This is a genomic window from Microvirga puerhi (genome assembly GCF_020089865.1).
GTDB classification, from domain to species: Bacteria; Pseudomonadota; Alphaproteobacteria; order Rhizobiales; family Beijerinckiaceae; genus Microvirga; species Microvirga puerhi.
In genome coordinates, this window is the sequence record NZ_JAIRBM010000002.1 from 40,906 (window position 1) to 63,055 (window position 22,150).

Genomic DNA, 22,150 nt, shown 5'->3' on the forward strand with positions numbered 1-22,150 from the left:
ATGTGGGTCGGCGGTTCGCTGGTGTTCAAGACGCTCGCTCTCGTTGTTTTCGCGTTTCTTCTGTTCGGACCATTGGCAAATCTTGTCCTCTGGTCGGTAGCAGAGCGGTGGTATGCACCCTTCAAGCTGCCGGTTTCCTACGGCCTGCGCTACTGGGAGGTGGTGTTTAGGCCCACTGGCGATGCCATGTCGTCGCTTGTGACGAGCGTCGCGATTGCGTGCCTGACGGTCGTCGTCGCCCTGTGCGTGTCTGTGCCGGCGGGTTACGCGCTGGCGCGCCTCAAGCTGCCTTGGCGGACGGCGTTGATGATCCTGTTCCTACTTCCGCAGGCCTTTCCGTCGGTGGCGATCTACATCAACGTGGCGCGTGTCTTCTATAGCATCGGATTGACGGGAACGATTCCCGGAGTCGTGCTGGTCCATGCCGCGCATGGACTTGTCTATTCGGTCTGGATCGCGGCTGCCGCTTTCGCAGCGGTCGACAAGGATCTCGAACTGGCGGCGCGCAATATCGGCGCGTCGCCGCTGCGCACGTTCTTCACGATCACATTGCCGCTGGCGGCCCCAGGCATCATGGCCAGTGCGATCTTCGTCTTCCTGGAATCCCTCGACGAGTTCACCGGCACCTTCTTCGTCGGCGTGCCGCAGGTGACAACGCTGCCGCTGCTCCTCTACAACGCGAGCATGGGCGGCAATTACCAAATCGCCTCCATCACGGCTCTCATTCTTCTCGTGCCTTCCGTTCTGTTCATGATCGTCATCGAGCGCTTCCTGAAGGCCGATGTCCTGAGCAAGGTCGGCCAATAGCTCAAGACGGGTTTCTTCATGCTCCGCATCATCACCTGGAACATCCAGTGGGGACTCGGGATCGACGGGCGCGTCGATCTCCGACGTCTTGTCGACGAGGCGCGCGGCATCGCCGATTTCGATGTCATGTGTCTCCAGGAAGTATCGGACAACTTCGGAAACCTCAAAGGCAACGACGGTTCCAATCAATTCGCCGAGATCGCCGCGCTGCTGCCAGGCTATACGGCGGTCGAAGGCGTCGCCCTCGACATCCCGGACGACGCAGGAGGGCGGCGGCGGTTCGGCAACATGATTGTCTCGCGCCTGCCTGTCACCCAGATCCTGCGCTATACGCTCCCCTGGGAGGCTGCGCCGACCCGCAATATGCCGCGACTTGTCCTCGAGGCGACCGTGGAGACGAAATCCGGCCCCTTGCGGGTCATGACGACTCATCTGGAGTATTCTTCCGACAAGCTGCGGCGTGCTCAGGTTGATGGCATTCGGGATGCTCACCGTACCGCGCATGAGCGTACCCTTGTCCCGCGGGAGAACGGCGATGGCACGTATGTGCGCTTTCCGGTGACCTCATCTGCCGTTCTGACGGGCGACTTCAACATGCGTCCCGAGAACGCCACCAAGCAGCGTATTTCCGAGGCTTTCGAAAACGAGGCTCCGGCCTTGCTCGATTCTTGGCAGGTTCTGAACGGGCAGACGGCGCATCCGTACTCATTCTGTATCTATGAACAGACGAACGGCCCACCTCATTGCTGTGACTTTATCTTCGTGACCGAGGATCTTGGGTCCCGTGTTCGCTCCGTGACCTATAACCAGGAATCTCAAGCCTCGGATCATCAGCCGGTATTGCTCGAACTAGACTTGTGAGCCCGCGGATCTCTCAGCTGTCTTGTTGCCTTGAATGGTCAAGCCGGCATAGGGGGCGGTTTCATGTAATTCACGAAGTGAGATAAGGGCGGTCCTCAAAACCGCCCTCGGAAGCGCACCTATCAGACTGGAACCCGCCGCACCCGATTCCGTTCAAGTCACTGTCCGGGCAAATTTATCGATTATGCCCGATGAGGCTGGGGCTCATCCTGAACGGAGGCGGCAATGCTTCATTTGCCCCGGTCTCTGCGTCTATGTCTATTCCTGGGTATCCCTTTCATCGTCAGTCCCGCCAACGCAGAGCCCAAGCTCGACCTCGCTCTCGTGATTGCCGTGGATGTCTCGTCGTCCATGGATCCGCATGAGCAGAAGCTGCAACGCGATGGTTTCGTCGAGGCCTTTCGATCTCCCCTCGTGCATAAGGCCATCCAGCGGGGCGCGCTCGGGAGGATCGCCGTAACATATGTGGAATGGTCCTCCATGGACGATCAGATCATCGTTGTGCCTTGGACTGTCATCGATGGGCCGGATTCTGCGAGTTCCTTCTCTCAGAAACTGTCCTTCCAGCCGACACGGCGTGGAACGACGACCTCTATTTCCGCGGCGCTGGACTTCAGTGCAAGACTTCTGCGCGAGATTGAGCCGGAAACCGTTCGTCAAGTGATCGATGTTTCGGGGGATGGGACCAATAACGATGGGCGTCCCGTCACGGACGCTCGCGATCAGATCGCCGCGTCGGGCGTCACCATCAACGGCCTTCCTGTCATGATCAAGGATCCGGAGGCTGCGTGGGATATGGACATTCTCGATATCTACTATCGAGATTGCGTAATCGGCGGAATGGGAGCGTTCATGCAGCCGATCCGGGATGTCAGTCAGTTCGCTGCACTCGTCGAGATCAAGATCCTTCGTGAGGTCTCAGGTATCGGTGATCAACATTCCCTGGTCATGCCGGCTGGAATGGGGGTCGACTGCCGAACCGGGGAGAAAAAAGAGCAGGAGGACGGTCTGCCGGCGTCCAAAAAGCCCTGAGGCGACGGAGGATGTCCGAGCACGCGGCATGCCATCCGGGCTGAAGCGGATCGGACGGCAGGATAACAGGGATACGAGCGTCGAATGGCAGTCATCGGTGTGGCGCATGATCTCTGATGGAAGCCTTACGCGATCCGCCTCAGTTCAGAGCACCGGTCGGCGTATCGCCCATCAGAGCGGCTTCGGCAGCTAGCAGCAGAGCCTCGCCGAGTTCCCGTGCACGGTCGGCGGTCATGGCGACGGGCATCTGATGGCGGATGCCGCGGGCGAATTCGTCCGGCGTCGCGGCGATCTCGATCACCATCATTGCGTCACGACCATCCAGAGTGCCGACGGAGAAGCTCGTCAGAGCGCCGATCATATCGAAGTCGTTGGTCATCTTGACCTCCATGTTGTGCGTTGTTTGAATTTTTCGCTCAGAACATCGAATCTGTCTGCTCTCCGGCTGTAGAGTGGATTTTATTACATCAAGTTTTCTCTTTATTTTGCAACGATTTCGCGCTTCAATTTTTTTGAGAATTCGTAATTTGGAAGAGGAAACCGGCCTCGGAGACTACGGTCGGCAAAAGGAACCGAGTTGCGTTGATGTGAAATGGTGTTGCTTTGGAGGGCGGCGGCACGCGATCGGATATTGAGCATCACAGGATCGGAGGCGCATTATCATGGACGAAACATTGAAGCGGCAGATCCTCGACATCTTCAATCGCGCCAAGCACATGACCCTCGCGACGATCCGCGAGGACGGCTATCCCCAGGCTACGACCGTCTCGTTCGCCAGCAATGGGCTGGCCTTGTATTTCGGATGCGCGGCCCAATCGCAGAAAGCGCAGAACATCGCTTTCGATGGCAGGGTTTCCGCCACCGTGAACCTTCCTTATCAGAGCTGGGACGACATTCGCGGGTTATCCCTGGCCGGGCGGGCCGAACTTCTCGCCGACCCGACCTTGATTCGAGAGGCGTGCCGCATGCTGGTCCTCAAGTTTCCGCAACTTACCCAGTACGCGACCGAAGGACTTGAGGGAGTAGCTATTTACCGGATCACTCCGGAGGTGTTCTCCGTTCTCGACTACCGAAAGGGATTTGGTCACACGGAATTTGCGACCGTTTCGGACGAAACCCGGAGCCGGGCGGACGAGATTGTGGAGGAGGCGGATCTCGAGTCCTTCCCCGCCAGCGACCCGCCCTCCTGGACAGGAACCTCTTTGCTCTGAGACCGGACGGTTCCGCTTAAAGGGCGGCCGTCACCTGAATTTCGAGAGCATAGTCGGGATCGGCGAGTCTCGACTCTACACAGGCGCGTGCCGGCGTGTGGCCAGGCGCGACCCAACCGTCCCAGACCGCATTCATTTCATCGTAGCCGGCGATGTCTGCAAGCCAGATCGTGGCGAAAAGAACTTTGGTCTTGTCGCTGCCGATCTCCGTCAGGGACTGCGCAATCTGGTCGAGCACGTCCTGGGTCTGCTCCGTGACGGACCGGCCCACGCTCGTCTCCGGTACGTAGCCGGAGAAATAGGCGATGTCGTCCTTGATCACGAGATCGCTATAGCGGGTCGCGATGCCGACGCGTGTAATCGTTTTCACGGTTGAGCTCCTATCCTCGGCCCTGTCTGTAATCGTTTTCAGCCAAGATCAACCCGCAACCTTCACCGATACGGTTTGCGGCAGGGTCAGAGGCAGGTATCCAGCAAAGGCTACCGCAACCGGACCCGTGAGGACGAGACGCTCGTCATCGTGGACCTCCACCTCCAGGACGCCGCCCGGCATCTCCACGGTGATGCGATCTTCCGACGTAAGGCCGCGGCGGCGCGCGGCCAGGACGGCCGCGCAGGCCCCGCTCCCGCACGCCTGCGTCAGGATGCCGGGCCTTTCCCAGACGACGAGCCGCAGGCGATCGGGGGCGACGAGCTCGGCCACGCCGATATTGGCCCCCTCCGGTACGAGAGGGGCGTTCTGGAGAGCCGGCGCCCAGCGCGGGACATCGACAGCGTCGCGGCTCTCGACGAAGCACACGAGATGCGGGTTTCCGACATTCACCGCGGTGGGCTTCGCGAGCGGTCCAGATTCAAGGTCGAGAAACAGGGTCTCGCACGCCGCCGCCAGCGGAATAGCCTCCCAGTTCCATCGCGGGGCGCCGAGACGAAGCGCTATCTGGCTCTCCGCGGGCTGGAGGCCTTCGATAAGGCCGCCGAGCGTTTCGAGGACAAGACTGCCGTTTTCACCTTCCTGAAGGAGCAACCAGACGACGCATCGCGTGGCGTTCAGACATGTCGGAGCTTCCGTTCCATCCACGTTGTAGATCCGCATCCGACTATGGGCGCCTTCGACGGTCGGAGGCTCTATCACCAGCAACTGGTCGCCGCCGATGCCCACATGACGGTCGCAGATAAAGCGAATCGCGTCGGTCGAGGGACGAAAGGGCGCGGTGCGAGCATCGACCACAACGAAGTCATTGCCCAGCCCGTGCATCTTGAGGAACGGACGGCCGGCATGGATGGAAGACAACACGATGGGGGAATCCTGGAAGAATGCGGCTGGGTGGGCGAAATGGCGTGGCCCGGGCTGAGACTGGGCAGTCCATCCAGACCTGTCAAGCAAGGGCTGATCGGAGTCGGAGAGGCTCGTTTCGCCGCCGCGGAAACACTTCTGGTTTCACAAGCGGCTGGCCTATAAGACGACACGCGAAAGGCTGACAGCATAAGGAAGAGTCATGAAGGCAAGAGTGAAACTGATCGATGGAATGACCTTCGTGGGAGAATCCGGCAGCGGGCATGCCGTCGTCATGGACGGTGCACCGGAATATGGCGGGCGCAATCTCGGCATCAGGCCCATGGAAATGCTCCTCATCGGCCTTGGAGGCTGCACGGCCTTCGACGTGGTCCAGATCCTCAGGCGTGGACGGGAATCCGTGACTGATTGCGTGGTGGAGGTCGAGGCGGAGCGGGCGGAGACGGATCCGAAGGTCTTTACCAAGATCCACCTGGTCTATCGGGTGACGGGCAAGAATCTGGCTCCGGCAAAGGTGGAGCGCGCCATTGCTCTTTCGAAGGAGAAATATTGTTCCGCGTCGATCATGCTCGGAGCCGTCGCCGAGATCACCCACGAATGGACGGCGGTGGACGCCCTGACCGAAGACGCGGCCTAAGCCGAAAGATGCAGGAGCGATGCTCCTGGAATGTGAATAGGCCATAAGACCACTATGGACAGGAAGCGACCAATATGAGACCAGTGGAAGCGTGAGCGAAACTGGTCTTCATATCCACTTCCGGTCCCTTTTCCGGCAATCGCTGCCCGGTTCTCGTGTCAACGAGGACGGCAGTGGTCTGCACGGGCCCTATGCCTGGATCGTGGACGGCGCGACGGGCGTCTCCGACGGACAAATTACGTCCGCCGAAAGCGATGCGGCGTGGCTCGCGGAGTTGCTTGGAGCCAAGCTGAGCGCTCTGAGCGAGGCGGGGCGCGACCCTGCAATGCTTCTCAAAGAACTCGAAGGTGAGATCGCCCGCGCATTCGATAGCGTCGGTGGCGCTGAAGAATCCGTTGGGCCGTCGGCTTGCCTCGGACTGGTCATGGCCGCCGCGTCGGCGAGATCGGGGATCGTTCGGCTGGACGGCTTCTTTCTGGGCGACGTCGTGGCGCTCGTCCCCTCACAGGGCGGCATTCTCCGCTGGACGGATGAGAGGGCAAAGCCGTTCGAGCGGCGTACCCTGGCGGCACTGGGAGACGGAGATACGCGGACGGGTCAGCCACCGGAGGCGGTCAGGCGCCAAATTCTTGAAAACCGCGCGAAACTCAACCAGCCCGATGGATACTGGGTCGTGAACCCGCGGCGGTCCTGGAACGGGCGGGAGCTGCATTTCTCGGCCGAGATCGCGGCCGGGGCGCCAGTGGTGCTCGCAACCGACGGTTTCATGCGGCTGGTGGACGTGTTCGGCGCCTATACGGACGCCTCTCTCTATGATGCGATGGCGGCTGGCAGGGGCAGCGCGCTGCTGCAGGAACTTCGCGAACGCGAGCGCGGCGACGAGGCCGGCCGGCTGTTTCGGCGCGTAAAGACTCATGACGACGCGACCGCCCTTGTGGTCGTTGCGGAGGCCTGAGCCGATGGAATTCCGAAAGATGGACCTCAAACGGCGAGTTTTTCGGTGTTAAAGGAGGAGAGCTCAACAATGAGGGGACTCACGATGAATCTGACGAGACGTATGCTGATGGGCGTCGCCATGGGCGGCTACCTTCTCTCGGCCGGGGCCGCCATGGCCAAGACCGAGCTGACTTTCTGGAGCTGGCGTCAGGAGGACAAGGCCTTCTACCAGGACGTCATCAAGAAGTTTCAGGAGAAGGAGCCGGACATCTCGGTCAAGTTCGAGACCTATGCGCCGGAGAACTATCAGACGATCCTGTCCACGGCGCTTGCGGCTGGCCGCGGCCCCGACGTGATCCAGGCGCGTGCCTATGGCAACCTCGAGGCGATCGCGACGCCGGGTTACCTGCTCGCCCTCGACAAGCAGAATGTGCCGGAGCTGGCGAACTTCCCGGATTCCGCGCTCGCCGCTGAGACGCTGCGCTCCGACGGCAAGGTCTATGCGGTACCCTTCGCGATGCAGGCCCAGCTCGTGGTCTACAACAAGAAGATCCTCAAGGACGCGGGCCTCAATCTGCCGAAGACCTGGGACGAGCTGATCGCTCTGTGCCAGGCCCTGAAGGCAAAGAACATCAATCCGTTCTCGAACGGCACCGCGACCGCCTGGCAGAACGAGACGATCGTCGGTGGCCTGCTGTCCTCGATGATCGGCAAGCAGTTCGAGGCGGACATCGTCTCCGGCAAGGCGAATTTCACGGATCCGCGCTTCGTGAATGCGCTCGCCAAGCTGAAGGAGGTGAGCCAGTACTTCGCGCCGAACTTCACGGGCGTCGATTATCCGTCCTCGCAGCAGCTCTTCGTGGCGGGCCGCGCGGCGATGTTCGCCGGCGGTTCCTACGAGGTGGCGAACTTCAAGAGTCAGAACCCGACCCTCGATCTCGGCGTCTTCCCGGCTCCGGTGCTGAAGGCCGGCGACGAGGCGCTCATCGCGACCTACTATGACGGCGGTTACGCGGTGAATGCCAAGACCGAGAAGAAGGACGCGGCTGTCAAATTCGTGCGCTTCCTCGCGACGCCCGAATACGGCACGGCCTTCACCAACACGCTGAAGAACCTCTCGCCGATCAAAGGCATCAAGATCGAAGACCCGATCACGCAGGATGTGGCGAAGCTCGCCGACCATTCCATGTCGTACCTGATGCTTGTGCACTTCCGCTATCAGGAGCCGAGCGGATCGGTTCTTCTGCAGTCGAACGTGCAGAAGATGCTCGCCGGCCAGCAGACCCCTGAGCAGGCCGCTGCCGAGATCAACAAGGGCATTGCGACCTACTACAAGCCTTTCCAGAAGTAAGATCGATCATGGCGGCGGGCCGGAAGCCCGCCGCCTTTTCCGTTAGAGTTTTCGCTCATGCCCGTCTCACCGAAACAGGCCCGAACGCTGAAGCATCGCAGCTGGGTGGCATTTCTCGTCATCCCGCCGATCGTCTTCATGTCCCTGTTCGTGGTGTATCCGATCCTCTCGGCTTTCGCTTACGCGTTCTATGAGTGGCGCGGTCTGGCGCGGGGTGAGTTCGTTGGCCTCGCCAATTTCAAGGAAGTCCTGATCGGACCGATCATGGGCCCGGTGGTGTGGAACGCGTTCCTCCACAACGTCTATGCGCTCGTGGCCTTGATGATCATCCAGAACGGCGGTGGGTTCTTCCTCGCCTGGCTGCTCTACAAAGAGCCGTTCGGCTTCCGTTTCCACCGCGTGGCGGTCTTCGTTCCCGTCGTGCTGTCGACGATCATCGTCGGCTTTCTCTGGAAGCTTTTTCTCAATCCGAATTTCGGCATCGTGAACCAGGCGCTTTTCACGGTGGGTCTCGATTCCCTCGCCAAGCCCTGGCTTGGCGACGCGTCCACCGCCCTTGGCGCCCTTATCCTGGCGAATGCCTGGCACTTCGTCGGCTTTCCGACCCTCGTCTATCTTGCGGGCATGCAGCGCATTCCGTCCGAGATCATTGAGGCGGCACGCCTCGACGGCACGAGCGAATGGCAGCTTTTGAAGAATGTCATCTGGCCGCTCGTGGCGCCGAGCACGACGATCCTGTTCACGCTTCTCTTTATCGGCGCCTTCAACTGGTTTGAAATTCCTTACGTGATGGTGGGCCTCGACGGGTCGCCCTATGGCACGACCGACGTGCTGGGCCTCGTTTTCTACCGCACGGCCTTCGGCAATCAGAGCGCCAGCATCCAGAACTTCGGCCAGGGCTCGGCCCTCGCCACGCTTCTGTTCCTCTTCATCGTGGTCTTCGCCTCGATGCTGACCCTGTGGCTGCGCCGCCGCGAGATCCAGTTTTGACCGCCATGACCCAGACCGAACAGCGACAGCCCATCTCGTTCGCGTTTCTCGCTCAGATCATCCTGATCCTGAACTCCTTCATCATGCTCTACCCTGTGGTAGTGATGGTGTTCTCGGCGTTCAAGACGACCGGCGAGATCTTCGAGCATCCCTTCGCTCTGCCCGACTTCACGCAGGTGCAGAACTTCGCGCGGGTGCTCGGCGAAACGTCGATGCCGACCTACTTCGTGAACTCGATCATCGTCACCGGCGCGTCGATCATTCTCATCCTGGCGCTCGGCACTATGGCCGGCTACGCCGTGGCACGCTACGAGTCTCGGACGAACACCTTCGTGCTGCTGTTCTTCCTCGCCGGGCTCATGCTGCCCCTGAAGCTCGCGGTCATTCCGCTGTTCATCTTGCTGCGTGATCTCAATCTTCTCGACAGCCGCTGGGCCCTGATCGTCACCTATACGGCGATCGGACTGCCTTCGGCGGTGTTCATCATGGCGGGATTCCTCCGCTCTCTTCCTGCCGAGCTGGAAGACGCAGCGCGGATCGACGGAGCATCGGAACCGCGCATCATGTGGTCCGTCATGTTGCCCCTGGCGCGGCCGCCCATGGCGATCGCGGCGATCCAGAACGCGGTGCCGATCTGGAACGACTTCTTCTTTCCCCTCGTGTTCATCCAGTCGGACTCGGCAAAGACACTGCCGCAAGGTCTGACCAGTTTCATGGGTGAATACACCACCGATTGGGGCATGTTGTTCGCGGGCCTCACCATCGCGGCCGCTCCTATCACGCTTCTTTACATTGCGCTGTCCCGCCAGTTCATCCAGGGTATGACGGCCGGCGCCGTGAAATAGGAGATCGACCATGCATATCCCCAAGGGCGCGCTCGTCGTTTCCTGCCAGGCCCGCGCCGATAATCCGCTTCATGGACCGATCTTCATGTCAGCGATGGCCCGTGCCGCGATGGCTGGCGGCGCGAAGGGGCTCCGCGCCAACGGCAAGGACGACGTTGCTGCCATCCGCGCGCTGACGACCATGCCGATCATCGGGATCGACAAGGTCTTCGACGACCAATTCCCGGTCTACATCACGCCCGACTTCGAGAGCGCCGTGCGCATCGCCCACGCGGGCGCCGATATCATCGGGCTCGACGCTACGCCGCGCCGCCGCAACGGCGGGCCCGTCGAAAACCTCATCGGCCGTATCCGTAAGGAGCTCGGACGGGAGGTCTTCGCGGATGTTTCGACGTTCGAGGAAGGAAAGGCCGCTGCGGCGTTCGGGGCCACCTATGTGGCGACCACCCTGTCCGGCTACACGGATGAGACGGCCGCCACGAATGGCAAGGGGCCGGACTTCGAGCTGATCTCCGCCCTCGTTGCGGCAGTGTCCGTTCCCGTGGTGGCCGAGGGGCGTTTCGACACACCGGACTTGGTTGCGGCAGCCTTCGAGCGGGGCGCGCATGCGGTGGTGGTCGGAACGGCGATCACCAATCCGCGCGAAATCACGAAAAAGTTCGTTCAGGCAACACAGCCATGGGCGTATGAGGAAAACACCAGCGCCCCGTGAGAAGGCGCAGATCTGTCACGGAGTGAAACATGGCTAATGTATCGATCCGCAACATCCGGAAGTCCTTCGGGTCCGTTGCCATCATCAAAGGTGTCGACGTTGACATTGACGACGGCGAGTTCGTCATCCTCGTCGGGCCTTCAGGCTGCGGAAAGTCGACTTTGCTTCGAATGATCGCCGGCCTGGAGGACATCACCGATGGGGAAATCCGCATCGGTCCGCGAGTCGTGAACGACGTTCCGCCGAAGGATCGCGACATCGCCATGGTGTTCCAGAACTATGCCCTCTATCCGCATATGACGGTCGCCGACAACATGGCCTTCTCGCTCAAGCTCAAGGGCACGCCCCAGGCCGAGAAGACGAAGCGCGTTCAGGATGCCGCCGCCTCCCTCGGCCTCCTGCCGTTGCTCGACCGTTATCCGCGCCAGCTCTCCGGCGGCCAGCGCCAGCGTGTCGCCATGGGCCGCGCTATCGTACGCGATCCGCAGGTGTTCCTGTTCGACGAGCCGCTCTCCAATCTCGACGCCAAGCTCAGGGTGCAGATGCGCGCCGAGATCAAGGAGCTTCACCAGCGCCTGAAGACCACGACGGTCTACGTCACCCACGACCAGATCGAGGCGATGACCATGGCCGACAAGATCGTGGTGATGCATGACGGGATCGTAGAGCAGATCGGGGCCCCGCTCGAGCTCTACGACCGCCCGGCAAACAGGTTCGTTGCCGGCTTCATCGGCTCGCCGGCCATGAACTTCCTCGATGGTGTCCTGACGGACGGTGGGCTGCGCCTGCCCAGCGGCGCGGTGCTGTCCCTCGACGGCCAGCCGGCGCTGCCGGCCGGATCGAAGGCGACCTACGGGGTTCGCCCGGAGCACCTGCAGATTGTCCCGGCCGGAACCCCCGGTGCAATTCCGGCCGAGGTTGCCGTAGTCGAGCCGACGGGATCGGACACGACCGTGATCGCCAAGGCGGAGGGCGGGAACCTGACAATCGTCGTGCGGGACCGGGTCGCCCTCAGGCCGGGGGAGGCCGTCGCGCTGCAGCCGGTCGCCCGGCAGGTGCATCTTTTCGACGAGCGCGGGCAGCGCGTCGCAGGCCTTTGACGCTAGGGAACAGAACGGTGATGCTGCGGTAATCCGAGGGATAAAGGACACTATAACGCAAACGTGAGAGCATCTTGGGCGTGCTCGGGTGTACCCATGTTAACTCGGTTTCGAGCGAGGTGCCGTCGTGTTGATCCGTCGTCCCGCAGACATCCTGCCCTCCGAGATCACCCCTCGGAGTGTCTATCTCAATAGGCGCCAGCTTCTCGGCGGGGCCGCAGGCCTCGCGCTGGCGGCCGGCCTTTCCGGAAGGGGACAGGCGGCGACCTTGGAAACGGTGAAGAGCCCGTTGTCGACGGACGAGAAGCTCACAAGTCTCCAGGACGTTACGAGCTACAATAATTATTATGAATTCGGCGTCGACAAGGGCGCTCCTGCGACCTACGCCAAGACCCTCAAGACATCTCCCTGGACCGTGAAGGTCGATGGCCTCGTCGGCAAGCCCGGGGAGTTCTCGGTCGAGGATCTCATCAAGTCCTCGACCCTCGAGGAGCGGATCTATCGGATGCGCTGCGTCGAGGGCTGGTCCATGGTGATCCCCTGGGACGGTTTCCCTCTGGCGGACCTGATCAAGCGCGTCGAGCCGCTCGGAAACGCGAAATACGTGGCCTTCGAGACGGCCTATCGGCCGGAGGAGATGCCGGGCCTGCAATCCATGTTCCCGGTTCTCGACTGGCCCTACGTGGAGGGATTGCGCCTGGACGAAGCGATGAACCCGCTCGCTATTCTTGCCGTCGGTCTCTACGGAGAGCGGCTGCAGAACCAGAACGGCGCTCCCATTCGCCTCGTCGTGCCGTGGAAATACGGCTTCAAGGGCATCAAATCGATCACGCGGATCAGCTTTGTCGAAAAGCAGCCTGTAACGTCCTGGAATAAGCAGGCTTCGGACGAATATGGCTTCTACGCTAACGTGAATCCGAACGTCGATCACCCGCGCTGGAGCCAGGCGACCGAGCGGCGGATCGGGGAGGGCGGGCTCTTCGTGAAGCGCCGGCCGACGCTTCTCTTCAACGGCTATGCCGAGCAGGTGGCGCAGCTCTATTCCGGCATGGACCTCCGGAAGTTCTACTGATGGACGCCCGCAGCCCGCGCGGAGCGGCGAAGAGCGGCTTTGCCGTTCCCCAGGTGCCGAAGATCGCCCTCTACCTCGTCGGCCTCATTCCGGCGGCGTGGCTGTTCTACCATGGCATCAACGACAATCTCGGCGCCGATCCCATGCGCTACCTGGAGCAGTCGCTGGGGTTATGGGCCCTGCGCTTCCTGGTGGCGACGCTCGCCGTCACGCCCCTGCGCCAGATCCTCAACGTCAATCTGCTGCGCTATCGGCGTGCGCTGGGCCTGCTCTGCTTTTATTACGCAGTCCTGCATCTCACGACTTATCTCGTCCTCGATCAGGGTTTGGATTTCGCAGCGATCTGGGCGGATATCGTGAAGCGGCCCTACATCACGATCGGTATGGCGACCTTCATCATTCTGATCCCACTGGCAGCGACGTCGAACAATGCCGCGATCCGCCGGCTCGGCGGGCAGGTCTGGGCGAAGATACACCGTCTCGTCTACGTCGCGGCCATCGGCGCGGTGCTCCATTTCCTGCTGGTCGTGAAGTCCTGGCCGCCGGAGCCGCTGGTCTATACGGCCATCGTCCTCGCCCTGCTGGGATACCGCCTCATCCGATCCCTCTACAGGAAGATCGCACCGCAGCCCCGTTCCCCCCGTCGCGCCGCTTGAAGCCCCGTGGACCGCTCCGTTAGGATATGGGCGGACCTTCGGCGATAGGATGGACCTCATGAAACGCGCTTTCGACACCGGAACAGGCTTTCTGCGGTCTGTGCTGATCGCCGCCGCGGTCCTGCTCAGCGCCTCGCTTCCGATGGTCGCGCAGGAGAGAAGCGTCGTGGTTTTTGCGGCCGCGAGCCTCAAGAACTCCTTGGACAATGCCGCTGGCGCCTGGCAGCGCGAGACGGGAAAGAAGGCGGTCATTTCCTATGCCGGCAGCAATGTTCTGGCCAAGCAGATCGAAGCGGGAGCGCCAGCCGATCTCTTCTTCTCGGCGGATCTCGACTGGATGGACTATGCCGCCTCGAAGAACCTGATCGAGCCGCGGTCGCGCATTACCCTTCTCGGCAACGCCCTCGTGCTCGTCGCCCCTAAGGACGATGCCCGCGACCTCACTCTTGGTCCAAACGCCGATCTCGTCGGTGCCTTGAAGGATGGGCGCCTGGCGATGGGTCAGGTGGAGGCCGTTCCGGCTGGAAAATACGGCAAGGCGGCGCTGGAGAAGTTGGGTCTCTGGGACAGTGTCAAGGATCGCATCGCGCAGGTCGATAACGTCCGCGCTGCGCTGGTTCTTGTGGCGCGGGGCGAGGCGCCGCTCGGTATCGTCTACCGCACGGATGCAGCGTCCGATCCGAGCGTCAGGATCGTTGCGACCTTTCCCGAAGGAAGCCATCCGCCGATTGCCTATCCCATCGCTCTGACCAAAGCCTCCACGAACCCGGATGCAAGAGGCTTCCTCGATTTCCTGCGTTCTGCGAAGGCGAAGCGCTTCTTCGAGCAGCAAGGGTTCTCCATCATCGATAAGCCGGTCTCGGGTTCTTGAGCGAGTGGCTTTCCCCTGAAGAGTGGTCAGCGGTTACCTTAAGCCTGAAGGTCGCCACGACCGCGATGGTTGGTAGCGTTGTGCCAGGGATCGCCGTTGCGATGCTGCTGGCCCGCGGACGCTTTTGGGGACGTCACCTTCTCGACGCCGTCGTTCATCTCCCCCTGATTCTTCCGCCGGTGGCGGTGGGTTATGTTCTTCTGCTGACCTTCGGTCGCCGCGGGCCGGTCGGTGCATTTCTGGCGGAGCATTTCGGCATCGTGTTCTCCTTCCGCTGGACCGGCGCGGCGCTGGCCTGCGCCATCATGGGTTTTCCCCTCCTGGTCCGCGCCATCCGGCTGTCCATCGAGGCGGTGGATCGCAAGCTCGAGCGAGCAGGGGAGACGCTGGGCGCTCATCCGATCTTTGTCTTCCTGCTCGTGACCCTCCCCCTGATCCTGCCCGGCATTCTCGCTGGCATGGTGCTTAGCTTCGCCAAGGCGATGGGTGAGTTCGGCGCGACAATCACCTTCGTGTCCAACATCCCCGGTGAGACGCAGACCCTGCCGTCGGCCATCTACACCTTCACGCAGGTCCCGGGCGGGGAGAGCGGCGCACTTCGTCTCACCCTCGTCTCCGTCCTCCTGTCGCTTGCGGCCCTCTGGGGTTCTGAGTGGCTGGCACGGCGCGTCCGGCGGAGGCTGTCGGTCGGATGACCCTCGACGTCGACATCAAGCATCGTCAGGGGAGCTTCACGCTTCATGCCCAGTTCCATTCGGAAGGGCGTCTGACCGCGCTGTTCGGACGCTCCGGTGCCGGAAAGACGACGCTGGTCAATGCCATCGGCGGTCTCGTCCGCCCTTCGGAAGGGCGGATCTCGGTGAATGGCCGCGTGCTGTTCGATGCCGGGCAAGGCATTGATGTTCCGATCCATCGTCGCCGGATCGGCTACGTCTTCCAGGAAGGGCGTCTGTTCCCCCACCTGACCGCGCGGCAGAACCTTCTCTTCGGCCGCTGGTTCACGCCCCGGAAGGACAGGCGCGCCGATTTCGACCGCATGGTGGCGCTGCTCGGCATCGAGCATCTCCTGTCCCGCAGGCCTCCCACCTTGTCCGGTGGCGAGAAGCAGAGGGTCGCCATCGGCCGGGCGCTTCTGGCCGATCCGCTCCTGCTCCTCATGGACGAGCCGCTCGCGTCGCTGGACGAGGAGAGGAAAGCGGAAATCTATCCCTATATCGAGCGGCTGCGCGACGACGGGCGTGTCCCCATCGTGCTCGTCAGCCATTCGGTGCCGGAAATCGCGCGCCTTGCGACGTCGGTGGTGGTGCTCTCAGAGGGCCGCGTGGCGGCGTCCGGGCAGGCCGCGGAAATCTTGCGTCGCAGCGATCTCTTTCCGCACCATGACATCGCCGAAGCCGGTGCTCTCCTCGAAACACGCGTGCTGCGTCATGAGGATGCGTTTGCGCTCACGCTTCTCGAAACGCGTGCGGGTCCGTTGACGGTTCCGCGCCTGGCGCTGCCTGCCGGTTGTCCGTTGCGGGTGCGCATCCGCGCGCGCGACGTGATCCTCTCCCTCGAACAGCCCCACGCGATGAGCGCCTTGAATGTTCTGCCCTGTCGTATCACTGCTCTGACGGCGTCGGGCGGGCCGGGTGTCGACGTGAGCCTCGATTGTGGAGGTCAGGGGCTCATGGCCCGTGTCACCCGCAAGTCGGTCGAGGACCTTGGCCTAGCGCCGGGCGTTGTGGTCTACGCCATCGTCAAAAGCGTCGCGCTGGACAGGGACGTCGTCACGCAGGCGCCCCGTGGCGAGGACGGCCCTTAAAGGGTTGCACGCCGGGCCAGGGGGTGTAGCTTGCGCCGGGAAAATTCCATTCCAAATTGCATTCCAAGAGGCAGGTCATGAACGATCAATTCCGGAACCCGTCCGAAGCCACGACTCATGAGCAGCGCCTCGACCGGCTGGCCGAGGTGGCCGTGCGGGTCGGCCTCGGCTTGAAGCCGGGCCAGGAGGTCGTCATGACGGCGCCTCTGGAGACGGTCGCCCTCGCGCGGCGGATTACGGAGCATGCTTACAAGGCCGGTGCCTCGCTGGTCACGACCCTCTTCTCGGACGAGGAAGCGACGCTCATGCGGTTCCGCTACGGTCACGAGGAGACGTTCGATGCCGCCTCCGCCTGGCTCTACGAGGGCATGGCTTCGGCCTTCAAGAACGGGGCTGCCCGCCTGGCGATCGTCGGTGAGGATCCCTCGCTTCTGGCGCAGCAGGATCCGGAAAAGGTCTCCCGCGCCAACCGGGCGCGCTCGAAGGCCTATATGCCGGCCCTGAACCTGATCGCCGGCTTCGACACCAACTGGACCATCGTGTCCGCGGCCACGCCCGCCTGGGCGAAGGCCGTGTTTCCGAACGATCCGGAGGATGTCGCGCTGGCCAAGCTGTGGGACGCGATCTTCGCCGCCTCCCGGGTCGACGCAAAGGATCCCATCGCGGCCTGGCAGGGGCACAATGCCAACCTCCAGACGCGCACTCGAATGCTGAATGCCAAGAACTATGCGGCGCTGCATTTCAAGGGACCCGGCACCGATCTGCGAGTAGGCCTCGCCGATGGGCACGAGTGGAATGGCGGCTCGGCGAAGGCCAAGAACGGCATCGTCTGCAATGCCAATATTCCGACCGAGGAGGTCTTCACCACTCCGCACAAGGATCGGGTCGACGGAATGGTGACGAGCACGAAACCGCTCTCCTACCAGGGCACCCTGATCCAAGACATCCAGGTCCGGTTCGAAGGCGGCAAGATCGTCGAGAGCAAGGCGCGGACTGGTGAGGCGGTTCTGAAAAAGGTTCTGGAAACCGACGAGGGCGCGCGCCGACTGGGCGAGGTCGCTCTCGTGCCCAATTCGTCACCGATTTCCCAGAGCGGGCTTCTTTTCCTGAACACGCTGTTCGATGAAAACGCCTCGAGCCATATCGCTCTAGGCCAAGCCTACAGCAAATGCATCAAGGGCGGCGGCCAGATGAGCGAGGAGCAGCTTGCTTCCTGCGGCGCGAACAAGAGCCTCATTCACATTGACTGGATGATCGGCTCCGGTCAGGTCGATGTCGACGGAATCACGGCCGATGGCCGTTCCGAGCCGCTCATGCGCGGGGGCGAGTGGGTAACGGCGTAACGCTCGAAGCGAGCCCGGTGTCGCACCTCGCTCATTTGAGCGTATTATTGCCCGCCCACCGGGCTGCCGGGCTTGACGGTGATAGGTGGTCACTGCGAAGTGGAGAGGTATCTAAAAGGTACGGCCGCTCGACGTCGGTATGAGCGGCCTTTCGATGAGCAGGATTCATGGATAACCCATCTTCCTCCCAGCGGCATGACGCTCCGCTTCTGTCGGTCCGCTCCCTTTCCGTCGAATTCGGTTCGGGTTCGAGCCCTTTCCGAGCCGTGAAAGATGTCAGTTTCGATGTCCAGCCCGGCCGGACCCTTGCCATTGTCGGCGAGTCGGGCTCGGGCAAATCCGTTACGTCTCTCGCAATCATGCGGCTGACGGATTATACGGGCGGACGCATCGCCGGCGGCGAGATCCTGTTTCGTCCATCGACGGGGCCGGCGATCGATCTCGTCGATGCATCCGACGCCAAACTTCGGGAAATCCGCGGCAAAGATATCGCGATGATCTTCCAGGAGCCGATGACGTCGCTCAACCCGGTCTTCACCGTCGGCAACCAGATCAGCGAGGCGCTGTCCCTCCACGAAGGGTTGAACGCCCGCGATGCACGCCTTCGCGCGCGAGAGCTGCTTCAGAAGGTCCGGCTGCCCGATGCGGACAAGCTGCTCGACCGCTATCCGCATCAACTCTCCGGCGGCATGCGCCAGCGCGTTATGATCGCCATGGCGCTTGCCTGCGGTCCGAAGCTCCTCATCGCCGACGAGCCGACTACCGCCCTCGACGTGACGATCCAGGCGCAGATCCTCAACATCATCCGCGACCTCCAGGCCGAAATGGGCACCGCCGTCATCTTCATCACCCACGACATGGGCGTAGTTGCCGAGATGGCCGACGACGTCGTCGTGATGTGGAAGGGGGAGAAGGTCGAGCAAGCCCCGGTGCGCGAGATCTTTGCCGCACCCAAGCACCCTTACACGCGTGCGCTTCTGTCCGCCGTTCCCCGCCTCGGCAGCCTGACGGGACAGCCTCTGCCGAAGCGCACGCCCGTCACGGTGATGGATGGCGGCGTGCCGAAGCAGACAGGCACGACCCATATTCAGGATACGGCCGATTACGCGAAGCCGATTCTGGAGGTCGAGAAGCTCACCACTCGCTTCGACGTCGGCAAAACCTTCTTCGGCCGCGTCACGCATCGTGTCCATGCCGTGGAGGAGGTCAGCTTCGACATCTATCCGGGCGAGACGCTGGCGCTGGTGGGTGAATCCGGCTCCGGCAAATCGACCATCGGCCGGACCTTGCAGCAGCTCGTCGAGCCGACGGGCGGGACGGTCCGCTTCGACGGCCGCGACATGAATGCGATGACGCCTGCCGAGCGCCGCCGGCTGCGTCAGCAGATCCAGTACATCTTCCAGGATCCCTTCGCCTCGCTCGATCCGCGCCACACGGTCGGTTTCAGCATTGCCGAGCCCATCGTCGTCCACGGCCTCATCAAGGACCGCAAGGCCATCGAGCGTCGCGTCCATGAGCTGCTGGAGCAGGTCGGATTGCAGCCGCAGCACGCCAAGCGCTATCCGCACGAATTCTCCGGCGGGCAGCGCCAGCGCATCTGCATCGCCCGTGCACTGGCGAGCGATCCGAAGCTCGTGATTGCCGATGAATCGGTGTCGGCGCTCGACGTGTCGATCCAGGCGCAGATCGTGAACCTGCTGATGGAGCTGCAGGAGCGGCGGCGCCTGTCCTATCTCTTCATCACGCACGACATGGCGGTCGTTGAAAAGATCAGCCACCGCGTTGCGGTACTCTATCTCGGCCAGATCGTCGAGATCGGCACCCGTCAGGCGGTGTTCGAGAACCCGCAGCATTCCTATACGCGGAAGCTGCTTTCGGCCGTGCCGATCGCCGATCCGCAGCGGGAGCGGGCGAAAACCCGTATCGAAGGGGAGATCCCGAGTCCCGTCCGCCCGGTCGGGCAGGAGCCTGCGATTCATCGCATGCGGGAAGTCGAACCGGGCCATTGGGTTGCGATCGAGTCGGATCAGCTCCGCGGCGCCGCCTGACCAAAACTTTCAGAGGAGAGAACAGAAATGAAAATGTCGACCACCCTCAAGGCGCTCGGCCTCGCGGCCACGGTCGCCCTGGCGCCGCTTGCGGCGCCGGCGCAGGCTGCCGGAACGATGAGCGTCGCCATCGCCCTCGATCCCGGCAGCTGGGATCCGATCGACACCTTCGTGGTCGACTGGTCGTCCGCCGCCAACAACATCTTCGATGGCCTCACCGCCCGCGGCGCCGACATGAAGCTCAAGCCCGGCCTCGCGACGAGCTGGGAGTTCCTCGACAACAACGGCCGCATCCGTTTCAAGCTGCGCGAGAACGTGAAGTTTCAGAACGGCGAGCCCTTCAATGCCGATGCCGTGAAGTTCACCTTCGACCGCCTGCTTGGAGACGAGGGCAAGAAGGGACCGCAGCAGTCGAACTACACCTCCATCGATCATGTGGAGGTCGTCGACGCCAATACGGTCGACTTCGTCATGAAGCAGCCCGATCCGGTGCTGCTCACCAAGCTCGCCGGCTATGGCGCGATGATCGTTCCTCCGAAATACATTCAGGAGAAGGGCGACGACTACTTCAACACGCATCCGGTCGGCACCGGGCCGTACAAGTTCGTCAGCTACGAGCCCAAGGTCAGCCTGACCCTCGAAGCCTTCCCGGACCATTGGGGCGGGGCGCCGAAGCTCGACAAGCTCGTCTTCCGCATGATCGCGGAGGCCAATACGCAGATCGCCGAGCTCCAGGCGGGGCGGCTCGATGTCGCCACCCTTATCCCCTTCGGCCTTGCGCCAACGGTGGAGAAGGATCCGAAGCTCAGCCTCATCAGCATCACCGGCCCGACCGTCGTTGCGCTGCGTCTCAACACAAAGAACGGTATCACCAAGGACGTGAATGTCCGTAAGGCCCTGATCACCGGCATCGACCGCGACGCCATCATCAAGGCGGTGCTGCTCGGCCATGCCAAGCCGATCGCCAGCTTCCAGGCCGACCTCTCCTTCGGCTACGATCCGAATCTGAAGCCGCTGTCCTTCGACCTCGCCAAGGCGAAGCAGATGCTCCAGCAGGCTGGCGTGGCGGCCGGCGCGCCGATCAAGATCGACTTCCGCGGCAACGACGCGACCTTCCGTGAGGTGGCGCAGGCGGCGGCGGGCTATCTCCAGGCCCTGGGCCTCAAGGCCTCGCTCCAGCCCTACGAGACGCCGGTCCTGCTCAACGACATCATCCCGAACGGCAAGACCGACGAAGCCTGGCACAATGCCTGGGGCGGCTGGACGTTCGATTACGACAACACGGCCTACCTGATGTACCACTCGGGCGAGAAGTGGAATCCCTACGACAAGGATCCCAAGCTCGATGCGATGCTCGAGAAGCAGCGCGGCATCTACGACGTGAAGGAGCGCGAGAAGATCCTGCAGGAGATCGCCCGCTACGTGGCCGACCAAGCACTCGAAATTCCGCTCTACAACCAGAACACCATCTACGGCGTGAACAAGCGGGTGAAGAACTTCGACGCTCCGGCGGATCGCCGCTTCCGCTTCACGGAAACGACGGTGGAGTAAGGTCCTCAGCGCGGGCCTTTAGCGCCCCCGTTCATGGATCAATGACAAGAGCGAGCCCCGCGCGAGCGGGGCCGCTTCGGGACAAGAACAAGAACCGGATCACCACATGGCGGGCTTCATTCTCAAGCGATTGCTGCAGGCGATCTTCGTGGTTCTCGCCGTGACGCTGATCGTATCCTTCGCCATTCGGCTGTCGGGCGATCCTGCGGTGATGCTGGCCGGCGGCAGCAACATCACCGAGAAGGACCTGCAGAATATCCGCCAGGCGCTTGGTCTCGAGCGTCCCTTTTACGTCCAATATCTCGCATTCCTGAAAGGCCTGCTGGTCGGGGATTTCGGGCGCAGCTTCATGGGCGGCACGCCTGTATCCCTTTTGATTTCCAAGGCGCTTCCGGCGACGTTGCTCCTGGCCTTTGCATCGCTCCTGCTTTCCATCGTCCTGTCGGTGCCGCTCGGCGTCCATGCCGCCGTGAACCGTGGCCGCTGGCCGGATCAACTCATCCGCATTCTTTCTCTCGTCGGCTTGTCGTTCCCGAATTTCTGGCTGGCCATCATGATGGTGCTGTTCTTCTCCATCACACTCGGACTCCTGCCGCCGAGCGGCATGGAGGGGCCCGAGAGCTTCATCATGCCGGCGCTGACCATGGGGATCATCCTCACGGCCACCAATGTGCGGCTGGTGCGCACCTCGATGCTCGAGACGCTCTCCCAGCAATACATCATGGTCGCCCGCTCGAAGGGGCTGAAGGACTGGGTCGTGCTCTACAAGCATGCCCTGCGCAATTCGGCGATTCCCCTTGTCACCTATATCGGGCTTCAGTTCGGCAGCCTCATCGGTGGTATCGTCATCGTCGAGCGGGTCTTCAATTGGCCCGGCATGGGAACGCTGGCCTTCGACGCGATCTCCGCCCGCGACTATCCGGTCCTGCAGGGATCGATCACGGTTCTCGCGCTCTTCATCGTTCTCATCAACCTCCTGGTCGATATCGCCTACGGGCTGATCGATCCGCGCATCCGGACGGAGTGACG

General features: G+C 62.2%; 23 protein-coding genes. 20 read left to right on the forward strand and 3 right to left on the reverse strand.

The window, feature by feature from the left end; all coding sequences use genetic code 11:
• The 3 genes from K9B37_RS02530 to K9B37_RS02540 all read left to right on the forward strand — a co-directional run bounded on the left by K9B37_RS02530 (nucleotide 1) and on the right by K9B37_RS02540 (nucleotide 2,700).
• Nucleotides 1-807, forward strand: a complete 807-nt coding sequence (locus tag K9B37_RS02530; RefSeq protein WP_224311563.1) for an ABC transporter permease — start codon at nucleotides 1-3, stop codon at nucleotides 805-807.
• 18 nt (nucleotides 808-825) lie between these two features.
• Nucleotides 826-1,668: an endonuclease/exonuclease/phosphatase family protein gene (locus tag K9B37_RS02535; RefSeq protein WP_224311235.1), complete on the forward strand. Its 843-nt coding sequence runs from the start codon at nucleotides 826-828 to the stop codon at nucleotides 1,666-1,668.
• A gap of 225 nt (nucleotides 1,669-1,893) precedes the next feature.
• Complete coding sequence (locus K9B37_RS02540) at nucleotides 1,894-2,700, forward strand: DUF1194 domain-containing protein (RefSeq protein ID WP_224311236.1); 807 nt, start codon at nucleotides 1,894-1,896, stop codon at nucleotides 2,698-2,700.
• A gap of 139 nt (nucleotides 2,701-2,839) precedes the next feature.
• On the opposite strand, the gene K9B37_RS02545 is transcribed toward K9B37_RS02540, so the two are convergent.
• Complete coding sequence (locus K9B37_RS02545; protein WP_224311237.1) at nucleotides 2,840-3,079, reverse strand: hypothetical protein; 240 nt, start codon at nucleotides 3,077-3,079, stop codon at nucleotides 2,840-2,842.
• A gap of 283 nt (nucleotides 3,080-3,362) precedes the next feature.
• Here K9B37_RS02545 and K9B37_RS02550 point away from each other — a divergent pair, with 283 nt between their 5' ends.
• Nucleotides 3,363-3,911: a pyridoxamine 5'-phosphate oxidase family protein gene (locus K9B37_RS02550; RefSeq protein WP_224311238.1), complete on the forward strand. Its 549-nt coding sequence runs from the start codon at nucleotides 3,363-3,365 to the stop codon at nucleotides 3,909-3,911.
• Between the two features lie 16 nt (nucleotides 3,912-3,927).
• Here the strand turns inward: K9B37_RS02550 and K9B37_RS02555 are convergent, their stop codons facing one another.
• Both K9B37_RS02555 and dapF read right to left on the reverse strand, forming a co-directional pair.
• Entirely contained in the window at nucleotides 3,928-4,281 is a 354-nt protein-coding gene (locus tag K9B37_RS02555; protein ID WP_369414199.1) for a RidA family protein, read from the reverse strand.
• A gap of 48 nt (nucleotides 4,282-4,329) precedes the next feature.
• On the reverse strand, nucleotides 4,330-5,205 hold the full coding sequence (gene dapF, locus K9B37_RS02560; protein ID WP_224311239.1) for a diaminopimelate epimerase: 876 nt from the start codon (nucleotides 5,203-5,205) through the stop codon (nucleotides 4,330-4,332).
• 202 nt (nucleotides 5,206-5,407) lie between these two features.
• On the opposite strand from dapF, the gene K9B37_RS02565 reads away from it, so the two are divergent.
• The 16 genes from K9B37_RS02565 (at nucleotide 5,408) to K9B37_RS02640 (ending at nucleotide 22,148) form a co-directional block, all read left to right on the forward strand.
• Nucleotides 5,408-5,842, forward strand: a complete 435-nt coding sequence (locus K9B37_RS02565) for an OsmC family protein (RefSeq protein WP_224311240.1) — start codon at nucleotides 5,408-5,410, stop codon at nucleotides 5,840-5,842.
• Between the two features lie 91 nt (nucleotides 5,843-5,933).
• Nucleotides 5,934-6,797, forward strand: a complete 864-nt coding sequence (locus tag K9B37_RS02570) for a hypothetical protein (protein WP_224311241.1) — start codon at nucleotides 5,934-5,936, stop codon at nucleotides 6,795-6,797.
• Between the two features lie 84 nt (nucleotides 6,798-6,881).
• Nucleotides 6,882-8,129, forward strand: a complete 1,248-nt coding sequence (locus tag K9B37_RS02575; protein WP_224311242.1) for an extracellular solute-binding protein — start codon at nucleotides 6,882-6,884, stop codon at nucleotides 8,127-8,129.
• A 57-nt stretch (nucleotides 8,130-8,186) separates the two neighbouring features.
• The gene (locus tag K9B37_RS02580; protein ID WP_224311243.1) at nucleotides 8,187-9,119 is read left to right on the forward strand and encodes a carbohydrate ABC transporter permease; all 933 of its coding nucleotides are present in this window, start codon (nucleotides 8,187-8,189) and stop codon (nucleotides 9,117-9,119) included.
• 5 nt (nucleotides 9,120-9,124) lie between these two features.
• Nucleotides 9,125-9,964 (forward strand): carbohydrate ABC transporter permease, encoded by an 840-nt coding sequence (locus tag K9B37_RS02585; protein WP_224311244.1) that lies wholly within the window; start codon nucleotides 9,125-9,127, stop codon nucleotides 9,962-9,964.
• 10 nt (nucleotides 9,965-9,974) lie between these two features.
• Nucleotides 9,975-10,676, forward strand: coding sequence for an N-acetylmannosamine-6-phosphate 2-epimerase (locus K9B37_RS02590; protein ID WP_224311245.1), 702 nt, complete (start codon nucleotides 9,975-9,977; stop codon nucleotides 10,674-10,676).
• A 29-nt stretch (nucleotides 10,677-10,705) separates the two neighbouring features.
• Complete coding sequence (locus K9B37_RS02595) at nucleotides 10,706-11,776, forward strand: ABC transporter ATP-binding protein (protein WP_224311246.1); 1,071 nt, start codon at nucleotides 10,706-10,708, stop codon at nucleotides 11,774-11,776.
• 127 nt (nucleotides 11,777-11,903) lie between these two features.
• On the forward strand, nucleotides 11,904-12,848 hold the full coding sequence (gene msrP, locus K9B37_RS02600) for a protein-methionine-sulfoxide reductase catalytic subunit MsrP (RefSeq protein ID WP_224311247.1): 945 nt from the start codon (nucleotides 11,904-11,906) through the stop codon (nucleotides 12,846-12,848).
• The gene (gene msrQ, locus K9B37_RS02605) at nucleotides 12,848-13,504 is read left to right on the forward strand and encodes a protein-methionine-sulfoxide reductase heme-binding subunit MsrQ (RefSeq protein ID WP_224311248.1); all 657 of its coding nucleotides are present in this window, start codon (nucleotides 12,848-12,850) and stop codon (nucleotides 13,502-13,504) included. Before msrP ends, msrQ begins: the two co-directional genes overlap by 1 nt.
• Nucleotides 13,505-13,553: 49 nt before the next feature.
• Nucleotides 13,554-14,375, forward strand: a complete 822-nt coding sequence (modA, locus tag K9B37_RS02610; RefSeq protein WP_439651668.1) for a molybdate ABC transporter substrate-binding protein — start codon at nucleotides 13,554-13,556, stop codon at nucleotides 14,373-14,375.
• Nucleotides 14,372-15,070 (forward strand): molybdate ABC transporter permease subunit, encoded by a 699-nt coding sequence (gene modB / locus K9B37_RS02615; RefSeq protein WP_224311250.1) that lies wholly within the window; start codon nucleotides 14,372-14,374, stop codon nucleotides 15,068-15,070. Before modA ends, modB begins: the two co-directional genes overlap by 4 nt.
• Entirely contained in the window at nucleotides 15,067-16,179 is a 1,113-nt protein-coding gene (modC, locus tag K9B37_RS02620; protein ID WP_224311251.1) for a molybdenum ABC transporter ATP-binding protein, read from the forward strand. Before modB ends, modC begins: the two co-directional genes overlap by 4 nt.
• 77 nt (nucleotides 16,180-16,256) lie before the next feature.
• Nucleotides 16,257-17,522, forward strand: a complete 1,266-nt coding sequence (locus K9B37_RS02625) for an aminopeptidase (protein ID WP_224311252.1) — start codon at nucleotides 16,257-16,259, stop codon at nucleotides 17,520-17,522.
• 167 nt (nucleotides 17,523-17,689) lie between these two features.
• Nucleotides 17,690-19,570, forward strand: coding sequence for an ABC transporter ATP-binding protein (locus K9B37_RS02630; protein ID WP_224311253.1), 1,881 nt, complete (start codon nucleotides 17,690-17,692; stop codon nucleotides 19,568-19,570).
• A 27-nt stretch (nucleotides 19,571-19,597) separates the two neighbouring features.
• Nucleotides 19,598-21,121, forward strand: coding sequence for an ABC transporter substrate-binding protein (locus K9B37_RS02635; protein WP_224311254.1), 1,524 nt, complete (start codon nucleotides 19,598-19,600; stop codon nucleotides 21,119-21,121).
• 106 nt (nucleotides 21,122-21,227) lie between these two features.
• Complete coding sequence (locus K9B37_RS02640; RefSeq protein ID WP_224311255.1) at nucleotides 21,228-22,148, forward strand: ABC transporter permease; 921 nt, start codon at nucleotides 21,228-21,230, stop codon at nucleotides 22,146-22,148.
• The last annotated feature ends 2 nt before the right edge of the window (nucleotides 22,149-22,150 follow it).

Excerpts from the sequence above, each read along its gene's own strand:
- K9B37_RS02565 (WP_224311240.1), top strand. The coding sequence starts at position 5,408 with ATGAAGGCAAGAGTGAAACTGATCGATGGAATGACCTTCGTGGGAGAA.
- K9B37_RS02585 (WP_224311244.1), top strand. The coding sequence starts at position 9,125 with ATGACCCAGACCGAACAGCGACAGCCCATCTCGTTCGCGTTTCTCGCT.
- K9B37_RS02550 (WP_224311238.1), top strand. The coding sequence starts at position 3,363 with ATGGACGAAACATTGAAGCGGCAGATCCTCGACATCTTCAATCGCGCC.
- K9B37_RS02580 (WP_224311243.1), top strand. The coding sequence starts at position 8,187 with ATGCCCGTCTCACCGAAACAGGCCCGAACGCTGAAGCATCGCAGCTGG.
- K9B37_RS02540 (WP_224311236.1), top strand. The coding sequence starts at position 1,894 with ATGCTTCATTTGCCCCGGTCTCTGCGTCTATGTCTATTCCTGGGTATC.
- modA (WP_439651668.1), top strand. The coding sequence starts at position 13,554 with ATGGACCTCATGAAACGCGCTTTCGACACCGGAACAGGCTTTCTGCGG.
- K9B37_RS02530 (WP_224311563.1), top strand. The coding sequence starts at position 1 with ATGTGGGTCGGCGGTTCGCTGGTGTTCAAGACGCTCGCTCTCGTTGTT.
- K9B37_RS02575 (WP_224311242.1), top strand. The coding sequence starts at position 6,882 with ATGAATCTGACGAGACGTATGCTGATGGGCGTCGCCATGGGCGGCTAC.
- K9B37_RS02535 (WP_224311235.1), top strand. The coding sequence starts at position 826 with ATGCTCCGCATCATCACCTGGAACATCCAGTGGGGACTCGGGATCGAC.
- K9B37_RS02635 (WP_224311254.1), top strand. The coding sequence starts at position 19,598 with ATGAAAATGTCGACCACCCTCAAGGCGCTCGGCCTCGCGGCCACGGTC.
- K9B37_RS02595 (WP_224311246.1), top strand. The coding sequence starts at position 10,706 with ATGGCTAATGTATCGATCCGCAACATCCGGAAGTCCTTCGGGTCCGTT.
- modC (WP_224311251.1), top strand. The coding sequence starts at position 15,067 with ATGACCCTCGACGTCGACATCAAGCATCGTCAGGGGAGCTTCACGCTT.
- K9B37_RS02590 (WP_224311245.1), top strand. The coding sequence starts at position 9,975 with ATGCATATCCCCAAGGGCGCGCTCGTCGTTTCCTGCCAGGCCCGCGCC.
- msrQ (WP_224311248.1), top strand. The coding sequence starts at position 12,848 with ATGGACGCCCGCAGCCCGCGCGGAGCGGCGAAGAGCGGCTTTGCCGTT.
- K9B37_RS02545 (WP_224311237.1), bottom strand. The coding sequence starts at position 3,079 with ATGACCAACGACTTCGATATGATCGGCGCTCTGACGAGCTTCTCCGTC.
- K9B37_RS02625 (WP_224311252.1), top strand. The coding sequence starts at position 16,257 with ATGAACGATCAATTCCGGAACCCGTCCGAAGCCACGACTCATGAGCAG.
- K9B37_RS02640 (WP_224311255.1), top strand. The coding sequence starts at position 21,228 with ATGGCGGGCTTCATTCTCAAGCGATTGCTGCAGGCGATCTTCGTGGTT.
- K9B37_RS02630 (WP_224311253.1), top strand. The coding sequence starts at position 17,690 with ATGGATAACCCATCTTCCTCCCAGCGGCATGACGCTCCGCTTCTGTCG.